Below are 8064 nucleotides of genomic sequence, written 5' to 3' on the forward strand. Positions count from 1 at the left end.
TCGATCTCACCGGCCTCGGCGGCGGGCCGGTCGATGCCGGCCGGGTCCTCTAGGTCCGCCTCGAGGAACTGGTGGGCGAGTGACTTCGCGTCCGTGGCGCGGCGCCGGCTCAGTCGCCCACGCCCGGGTCGACCTCGTGGCCGTTGGCGGTCAAGGTGACCTCGATGTTGCCCCGGGTGGCGTTCGAGTAAGGACACACCTGATGTGCGGCCGCGACGGTCCGCGCCGCCTGCTCGGGATCCGAGATCTGCGGCAGGGTCACGTGGAGCTCCACGGCAAGTGCGAAACCACGATCCTCGGTGGGCAGGAGGCTGACACGGCTCTCGATCGAAGCGTCGCCCGTTTCGATCTTCTCGCGACGGCCCACCACGCCGAGTGCGCCCTCGAAGCAGGCCGCATAACCCACCGCGAAGAGCTGTTCGGGGTTCGTGCCACCCCCGTCGCCGCCCATCTCCTTCGGCACACGGAGCTGGACGTCCAGGACTCCGTCATGTGTGCGCCCATGGCCGCTCACGCGGCCGCCGGTCACGGTCGCCTCCGCCGTGTAGAGAACTCGTGCCATCTCGGCCTCCATTCCGGACCTGCGGATTGTCCCGGCCCACGGCCGGACCTTTCCAAAGTCTGCCGCTGATCGCACCCCGACGAACCCATCCGTATGGCGCGAGCGCACTCTTTCTGATCCGTCAACCGGGACCCGCCCGAGCCGAGCGGCTCGCGATGCGCTCCCGCTCCGGTCACGGTTGTCGCGGCGATGCCGAGTGTGCCGAGCGATGTGCCGCCCCACCGCACCGGGCACGACACGCAGGACACCCACGACACGCAGGACACCATCGCGTTCAGCGCCACGCGCGGAATACGGTCGATGATCGAGACCGTACCGTCGGCCGTGGCCGATGAGGCGTACCAGACGATGCCCGGCGCCGCACGCTTCCGGCTGATGCTCACCACGCACTGACGTGGCACGTGCCGCCCCGGTCATCCACACCAGCGGGGCGGCGCCGAGGCGGGAAAGACATGACGGAACCGGAGATCGACTACGCAACGGTGTTCCGGGCTCTCCCCGGGGCGGTGGCGCTGCTGACCCGGGATCTGCTCTACGCGGATGCCAACGACGAGTTCCTGCGCATACTGGGCCGCACCCGCGAGGAAGTGGTCGGCCACCATCTGACCGCCCATGTCCCCGACAACGCGAACACCCCCGCCGCGGCCGTGATGCGCGACCTCGAGGCGTCCCTGATCCACGTGGCGGAAACCGGTGAGCGCGACCTCGCGCTGCAACGCTACGACGTGCCGGACCCCGACCGTCCCGGAGCATGGACCGAGCGGTACTGGAGTCTGATCAACGTCCCCGTCCCCGGTCCGGACGGCCGGGTGACATTGCTGCTCCACCGGGTGGAGGAGGTCACCGAGCTCATCCGTGCCCGCGAAGTCGCGCTGAGCCTGCAGGAGGCGATGCTGCCCGCTCCCCGCCCGGTCGGGCGCCATCGGGCCACCGTCCGCTACCGGCCCGCCGTCGGCGGACTGCAGGTGTGTGGCGACTGGTACGACCTGGTCGACCTGACCGGCGACCGCGTCGTGGTCGCCGTCGGCGACGTGGTCGGCAAGGGCCTGGCCGCGGCCGGCGTCATGGGACAACTGCGCAGCGCACTCAGTGCCGCCTGCCGCGTCGTCGACGGCCCCGCCCGGGCCCTGGAAGTCCTCGGGCTGTACGCCCGCTCGGTCGACGGCGCCGAAAACACCACGGTGGCCAACACGTACATCGACTGGGGCACCCACACCATCACCTACAGCAGCGCCGGCCACCCACCGCCGGCCCTCCTGACCGACGGCACCGTCGTGTTCCTGGACCGGGCCACCGATCCCCCACTCGGAGCCCGCCCCGAACACGGCCCCCGACTCAAGGCGACCACGTCCTTCACGCAGGGCTCCGTCCTCGTGCTGTACACGGACGGCCTGATCGAACGCCGCCGAGAGAACATCGACATCGGCCTCGCGCGACTCGCCGACTCCCTGGCCCGCCACCGGACGGCCGAGCCCGAGGCCCTCGCCGACGCGCTGCTGGCCGACCTGCACCCGCCAGGCGGCGCCACCGACGACACGGCCCTGGTCATCGTGCGCCTATGACCCGAACGGTCAGGAGAATTGTTCGAGCAGTTCCTGATCAGGGTGCTGGGCATCGATCATGCGCTGCAGATCGCCCGGGGTCAGGACCAGTGCGGGGATCTCCTGCCCGAGGGCGGCGCTGAGGACCTCGGCCACCTCGGCGCCGTTGAGGAGATCGGCGGACAGGTAGTAGTCCTTGCCCGCGTGTGTGTCGGGGCCGTCGGCCAGGATCTTGGCCACGACCGCCGCGATGTCGTCGCCGGCGATCCAGCCGACCCGCTTGTCGCCCATCGGCCACACCGTCTGGCCGTCCCGCAGCCGGTTGATGCCCAGAAGATTGTGCAGCGGCCGCTCAGAGGTGGCCGGCCAGGAACTTCCGTACCTCGGCGATGGTCATAGGCCCCGTGCCGTGCGCCACCACCTCTCCCTCCTTCAGCAGGACGTAGGACGGGGCTCCGGTGACCCCGTATCGCTCGGTTGCGGCCGGACAACGCGTGATGTCGGCGCGGACGGCCGTCAGGCGGCCCGTGTAGTCGTCGGCGATGCCACCCACGACGAGGTCCATCACCCGGCAGGGCTCGATTGCCTTGGGCCATGTCCCGGTGAAGTATGCGAGGACCGGAACTCCGCTCATCCCGAGGATGAAATCGAACTCCGCGTCCTCACGGGGTCGGTGAACCCGCTTCGCCATGGAAGCTCCTGACCTCACGTTCCGTCATTCCATCCCCATCATCCCTCGCGCGGTGTGCCAGGCCGGCCCGGTCGGTCGTCCGGTTGACCTGTCGGAAGGGAGGCACGGGGCCGTCGCAGAACCACGGTGGTCCCCGGCGCGAGCGGCCCGGCCCCCCTGGTAACCCGGCCTGGCCGCCCCGCCGGTCACTCAGCTGCAGCCCACCGAGGCACGATTCCTGGACCGCTCGCGGACGCGGTCGTGGACGGTCGAAGTACGCGTCAGCTGACCCGAAGACCGACCGCCAGCGTCAGTTCAAGGACCCGGTGTGGCGATGCGAGATCCGGAAACAGCTCCCGCAGCTGCGACATCCGGTACCGGACTGTCTGGGGATGGACGAACAACGCCGCCGCCACCTCGTCCCGTCTGCCCTGGTGCAGCAGCCACGCCCGCAACGTCTCCTCCAGCCGCCGTGCGGTCGCGACAGGCAAGGTCCGCAACGGTGCGAGAGCTCGGGCACGCAGGTCTGCGAACGCGTCCACGTCGGCGCTCAGCACCAGCTCGGGCAGGTGGTCCTCGGTGTCGCGAATATCAGAGGAGAGGGAGCGCGCGCGTACGGCTCGTGCGTACGAGGCGGACGCACGAGTCCACGGCCGGGCCGGGCCGACCACGGCGGTGCGGTCGGTCAGCTGCCGCAAGAGATGTGATCGGTCGGCATCGGGGACGAGCAGCACACCGGTGGCGTCCGGCAGATCGTCGAGGACGAGGGTGCTCGGGTCGAGCGCGCGGTAGGCAGGCCGGGCCTGGGCGGCGGGCAGCAGGACCGCGGTCAGTGAAACCGGAGGCTGCCACCCGGCCCGTTGAACAGAGGCCAGCAGCACGTCCGGGCTCGCGCCGGCGAGGAGGTCGCGGGCCAGGTGTTCCAGTTGGCGCTCGTGGGCCCTGCCCCGGGCGGCCAGTTCGTCGGCGTGGCCCGCGGCGCTCGCGGCGGAGAGCTCGTCGATGTAGGCGAAGGTCAGCTCGGCGAACTTGGCGACCTCGGCGGCAGGCAGACCTGCGGGTACGGCACCCGCTGCCAGGCATCGCCAGGCCACGCGGGCGCCGACGCGGTAGGCGCTGAGCAGCGCGTCCATCGAACGGCCGTCGCGCACCTCGCCGCGGCCCAGCTCGTAGGCTGCGTCACCGGCGTCGACGCCCGTGGCGTTCCCGCTCGCGAGATCCAGGTAGTGCCCCAGGGCGGTGCGGACGGCTCGGCGGATGGTGCCGCCCATGCGGCCCGAAAGGGCGTTGGCGTAGGAAGGGACCTCGTCGATGATCGCCTGGACGACCTCGTCGGCGGTGGTCTTCAGCGCCGCCCGTAGCGCGGTGACCGTCGTCTCATCCAGGGCCAGTTCGCTGGCCCTCCGGATTGCATGGCTCACGTTTCTGTTCCCTGCGAACAATTCTGCCGACCAGATTTACGTCCTGCGGTCAGGACTTTACGCCTTGAGGCGCAGCAAGCTGGAGTCATGACGAGTGCAGCCCTCCGCAGCAGGGCGTGGAAACTGCTGGAGATGGTCACGACGCCGCTGCTGCCGTCGGACTACCTCGACCTGGTCAGCCCGCTGCGTGCGGGCGCTGACCTGCGTGGGCGCATCGAGGCCGTGCACCCCGAGACGGGCGACGCCGCGACCGTCGTGATCAGGCCGGGACGGGGCTGGCGCGGCCACACAGCCGGTCAGTACGTGCGGATCGGGGTCGACGTCGACGGGGTGCGCCTGTGGCGTGCCTACTCCATCACCTCGCCGACGAACCGCCGGGACGGCCGCGTCACGATCACCGTGAAGGCGATCCCGGACGGCAAGGTCAGCAACCACCTGGTCCGCAGGGCCAAACCGGGCACGCTGATCCAGCTCGACCAGCCGACCGGTGACTTCGTGCTGCCGCAGGCCAAGCCCGCCAAAGTGCTCTACCTGACGGCCGGCAGCGGCATCACGCCCGTGATGGGCATGCTGCGCGACGTCGAGTTCGACGACGTCGTCATGCTCCACTGCGCGCCACAGCCGCAAGACGTGATCTTCCGCAACGAACTGCACGACCTGGTCGCGGACAAGAAGCTGCGGCTCACCGAGCTGCACACGGACACGGACGGCATGCTCGACATCGCCCGTCTCGACGAACTCGTGCCCGACTGGGCCGAGCGCGAGACCTGGGCTTGCGGGCCCGCGGGCCTGCTCGACGCCGCCGAAGAGCACTGGACCGAGCACGGCGTACAAGAGCGCCTGCACACCGAACGCTTCCGCCCCAGCATCGTCGTCGCCGGCGACGGCGGCGAGGTCACGTTCAGCACCACCGGCAAGACCGTCGACGCGGACGGCGCCACGCCGTTGCTGGACGTCGGCGAGGAAGCCGGCGTGCTCATGCCCTCCGGGTGCCGCATGGGCATCTGCTTCGGCTGCATCACGCCGCTCAAGGCGGGCGCCGTCCGCGACCTGCGCACCGGCGAGATCACCGAGGCCGAGCCGGGCGTCCTCATCCAGACCTGCGTGTCCGCCGCGGCGGGCCCCTGCGACATCGAACGGTAGGAGCACCTTGACCGCCATCGACCCCACCGCCCACCTGACCGCGGAGCAGATCGAGGAGCTTGGCCGCGAGCTGGACGCGATCCGCGACGAGGTGATCGCCGGCCGCGGCGAGAAAGACGCCGCCTACATCCGTAAGGTCATCTCGGCGCAGCGCAAGCTCGAGCTGGTCAGCAGGGGCGTGCTGCTGTTCTCGATCTTCCCGCCCGCGTGGCTGCTCGGCACCGCCGGTCTGTCCGTGGCGAAGATCATGGACAACATGGAGATCGGCCACAACGTCCTGCACGGCCAGTGGGACTGGATGCGGGACCCGAAGATCCACTCCACCACCTGGGAGTGGGATCACGTCTCGCCGTCCGAGCAGTGGAAGCACTCGCACAACGAGCTGCACCACACGTACACCAACGTGATCGGCAAGGACAACGACCTCGGCTACGGCATCATGCGCGTCGACGAGGACCAGAAGTGGCACCCGTTCCACCTCGGCCAGCCGCTGTGGAACTTCATCAACGCCTGCTTCTTCGAGTACGGCATCGCAGCGTACGACCTGGAGCTCGGCAAGAACCTGCACAAGCGCCGCCGCAAGAACCCGGAGTTCCGCGCGCGGGCCAAGGCCGTGGGCCGCAAGATCCGCAAGCAGGTGCTCAAGGACTACGTGATCCACCCGCTGCTGTCGGGCCCGTCGTTCCTCACCACGCTCGCCGCCACGTTCACCGCGAACCTGGTCCGCAACATCTGGTCCCACTCGGTGATCATGTGCGGGCACTTCCCCGAGGGCGTGCAGGTCTTCGAGCGCCGGTCGATCAAGGGCGAGACGCGCGGCCAGTGGTACCTGCGCCAGATGATGGGCTCGGCGAACATCAGCGGCAGCAGGGCCATGCACTTCATGACCGGCAACCTGTCGCACCAGATCGAGCACCACCTGTTCCCGGACCTGCCGAGCAACCGGTACGCCGAGGTCGCGGTGAAGGTGCGCGCGCTGTTCGAAAAGTACGAGCTGGAGTACGTCACCGGGCCGCTGCCCAAGCAGGTGTTCTCCGCGTGGCGCAAGGTCTTCCGGCTCTCGCTGCCGAACAAGAAGCCCAAGGTCAAGACACCGGACCGCGAGCAGGAGCTCGTCGCGGCCTGATCCCGGTATTGGTTCAGATCTTTCGGCCGTACCGGCGGCACCGCCGGGTTCGGTGAGATCCGTTGCGGACGGTGGGCGGCCGCGACATCAGACCGTACGACACGGGATCCGGGCAGCCCGGTGTCCGGCTGCGCTGCCTGGACGTGCGCCAGGAGCTCAACACACAGCCCCCGGCGAGGTGTTGTAGTGCGCTGACCTGCCGTGGTCGGGCCGGTAGTCGGGTGCGTACGCGCACTCGGTTTGCCGACGGGCGGGCTGGGTGGAAGGCATGGGCTGTGACGTGGACACTGCCGGAACCGATGCTCGCCGCCCCTGTGTCCGACCCTGCGCCGCTGCCGGGATGGGCGGGTGAGCCGAAATGGGACGGGTTCCGGGCAGGGGTCTCCGTCGACGCGGGCCAGGTGGTGCTGCGCTCCAGGCGCGGCACCGACATGGCGCCGGCCTTTCCGGAGGTTGTGGCCGGGGCTGCGCAGTTGCCGGACGCGACCGCGCTGGACGGCGAGCTGGTCGTATGGGACGCCGCGGGCCGCCTCGCGTTCGAGCGGTTGCAGAACCGGCTTGCCCGGCGCGGTGCCGGGGCGGCCCGGGCGGCAAAGGAGTGGCCGACTCACTTCGTCGCGTTCGATTTGTTGCGGCTGTCCGGGACGGACACGACCGGGTGGCCGTACCGGCGGCGCAGAGCCGCGCTGGAGTCCGTGTTCGCCGCCCGCCGGCTGTCTGCGCCGTGGGCGCTGTGCCCGTCGACCACCGACGCCGACGTCGTACGCGAGTGGCTGACATGGGCGTCGGTCGGGATGGAGGGCGTGGTCTTCAAGAGGCCGGCCGCCGCCTACCGGCCCTCGGTCAGGGGCTGGCAGAAAAACAAGGTCCGCGAGACGGGCGAGGCGATCGTCGGCGCGGTCACCGGCTCCCCGACCGCTCCCCGCACGCTGCTGCTCGGACGGTACGACACCGATGGCCGCCTTCAGTACGTCGGCCGCACCACCACCCTCGCCCGGGCGGCAGGTGCTGCGGTCGCCGGACTGCTCGCTGCGGCGCGGCGCGGTCATCCGTGGACGGGCTGGTCGTTCTCCGCCGGGTGGGGCAGCAAGGAAAAGCTGAACGTCGCGCTGGTGGAACCCGAGCTGGTGGTGGAAGTCGGCGTCGACGTCGCACGCGACGCTGCCGGCCGGTGGCGGCACCCCGCACGCTGGCACCGCGCCCGCCCCGGCCTCTCCCCCACCGACGTCGCCCGTCTGACGGCGGCGCAGCGCGGCGGCGCAGCGCGGCGGCCCCGGCCGACGCGCGAGGAGCACCGGCGGCGCCCGATCCCCTCGCCCGCCGCCCGGGACCTGTCCCACCCACCCACCTTTTCTTGTTCTTCCTGCTGTGGGGCGTGTCCGGGGGCGTAGAGGGGATGTCAGCCTCCCCACTACGGCCGCACCAGCGTGGTGGCCTGCGGGTTCTCGGGCGGGTGCGGGAGTGGGTGCAGGCAGCGTTCGCCGCGCTGCGCTCCCCGGGCCCGCCGCGGGCCCTGCACCAGCGGATCGCGGCCCGGCGCGGGATGCAGATCGCGATCGTCGCGGTCGCCCGGAAGATCGCCGTCATCGCCTGGCACCTGG

9 protein-coding genes are annotated in these 8064 nt (G+C 70.4%); 5 read left to right on the plus strand and 4 right to left on the minus strand.

The genetic code is table 11. The features are described from left to right. Positions 1 to 109 precede the first annotated feature (109 nt). Entirely contained in the window at positions 110 to 562 is a 453-nt protein-coding gene (locus ACFZDJ_RS50955) for an organic hydroperoxide resistance protein (protein WP_384921920.1), read from the minus strand. Positions 563 to 751: 189 nt separating this feature from the next. On the opposite strand from ACFZDJ_RS50955, the gene ACFZDJ_RS50960 reads away from it, so the two are divergent. Both ACFZDJ_RS50960 and ACFZDJ_RS50965 read left to right on the plus strand, forming a co-directional pair. Beyond that, positions 752 to 955: a hypothetical protein gene (locus ACFZDJ_RS50960; protein ID WP_384921923.1), complete on the plus strand. Its 204-nt coding sequence runs from the start codon at positions 752 to 754 to the stop codon at positions 953 to 955. Positions 956 to 1014: 59 nt separating this feature from the next. After that, positions 1015 to 2124, plus strand: coding sequence for a SpoIIE family protein phosphatase (locus tag ACFZDJ_RS50965; RefSeq protein ID WP_391069800.1), 1110 nt, complete (start codon positions 1015 to 1017; stop codon positions 2122 to 2124). A 9-nt stretch (positions 2125 to 2133) separates the two neighbouring features. Here ACFZDJ_RS50965 and ACFZDJ_RS50970 read toward each other — a convergent pair whose 3' ends face one another. From ACFZDJ_RS50970 to ACFZDJ_RS50980, 3 genes are all read right to left on the minus strand, one after another. Beyond that, a complete protein-coding gene (locus tag ACFZDJ_RS50970) occupies positions 2134 to 2394 on the minus strand; it encodes a hypothetical protein (RefSeq protein ID WP_391069802.1) in 261 nt (86 codons plus the stop codon). Positions 2395 to 2455: 61 nt separating this feature from the next. Next, a complete protein-coding gene (locus tag ACFZDJ_RS50975) occupies positions 2456 to 2794 on the minus strand; it encodes a thioredoxin domain-containing protein (protein WP_391069804.1) in 339 nt (112 codons plus the stop codon). Positions 2795 to 3054: 260 nt separating this feature from the next. After that, positions 3055 to 4194: a helix-turn-helix domain-containing protein gene (locus ACFZDJ_RS50980; RefSeq protein WP_391069805.1), complete on the minus strand. Its 1140-nt coding sequence runs from the start codon at positions 4192 to 4194 to the stop codon at positions 3055 to 3057. 87 nt (positions 4195 to 4281) lie between these two features. On the opposite strand from ACFZDJ_RS50980, the gene ACFZDJ_RS50985 reads away from it, so the two are divergent. The 3 genes from ACFZDJ_RS50985 to ACFZDJ_RS50995 all read left to right on the plus strand — a co-directional run bounded on the left by ACFZDJ_RS50985 (position 4282) and on the right by ACFZDJ_RS50995 (position 7854). Beyond that, positions 4282 to 5337 carry an FAD-binding oxidoreductase gene (locus tag ACFZDJ_RS50985; RefSeq protein WP_391069807.1) on the plus strand — a complete coding sequence of 352 codons (1056 nt, stop codon included), beginning with the start codon at positions 4282 to 4284 and terminating at the stop codon, positions 5335 to 5337. 7 nt (positions 5338 to 5344) lie between these two features. Then, the gene (locus ACFZDJ_RS50990; RefSeq protein ID WP_190174854.1) at positions 5345 to 6463 is read left to right on the plus strand and encodes an acyl-CoA desaturase; all 1119 of its coding nucleotides are present in this window, start codon (positions 5345 to 5347) and stop codon (positions 6461 to 6463) included. A gap of 275 nt (positions 6464 to 6738) precedes the next feature. Beyond that, entirely contained in the window at positions 6739 to 7854 is a 1116-nt protein-coding gene (locus tag ACFZDJ_RS50995) for an ATP-dependent DNA ligase (RefSeq protein ID WP_391069809.1), read from the plus strand. The last annotated feature ends 210 nt before the right edge of the window (positions 7855 to 8064 follow it).

Origin of the sequence: Streptomyces sp. NPDC007896 (assembly GCF_042959425.1) — a bacterium.
In the GTDB taxonomy this organism is placed as follows: domain Bacteria; phylum Actinomycetota; class Actinomycetes; order Streptomycetales; family Streptomycetaceae; genus Streptomyces.

Excerpts from the sequence above, each read along its gene's own strand:
- ACFZDJ_RS50955 (WP_384921920.1), bottom strand. The coding sequence starts at position 562 with ATGGCACGAGTTCTCTACACGGCGGAGGCGACCGTGACCGGCGGCCGC.
- ACFZDJ_RS50960 (WP_384921923.1), top strand. The coding sequence starts at position 752 with ATGCCGAGTGTGCCGAGCGATGTGCCGCCCCACCGCACCGGGCACGAC.
- ACFZDJ_RS50965 (WP_391069800.1), top strand. The coding sequence starts at position 1,015 with ATGACGGAACCGGAGATCGACTACGCAACGGTGTTCCGGGCTCTCCCC.
- ACFZDJ_RS50970 (WP_391069802.1), bottom strand. The coding sequence starts at position 2,394 with ATGGGCGACAAGCGGGTCGGCTGGATCGCCGGCGACGACATCGCGGCG.
- ACFZDJ_RS50975 (WP_391069804.1), bottom strand. The coding sequence starts at position 2,794 with ATGGCGAAGCGGGTTCACCGACCCCGTGAGGACGCGGAGTTCGATTTC.
- ACFZDJ_RS50985 (WP_391069807.1), top strand. The coding sequence starts at position 4,282 with ATGACGAGTGCAGCCCTCCGCAGCAGGGCGTGGAAACTGCTGGAGATG.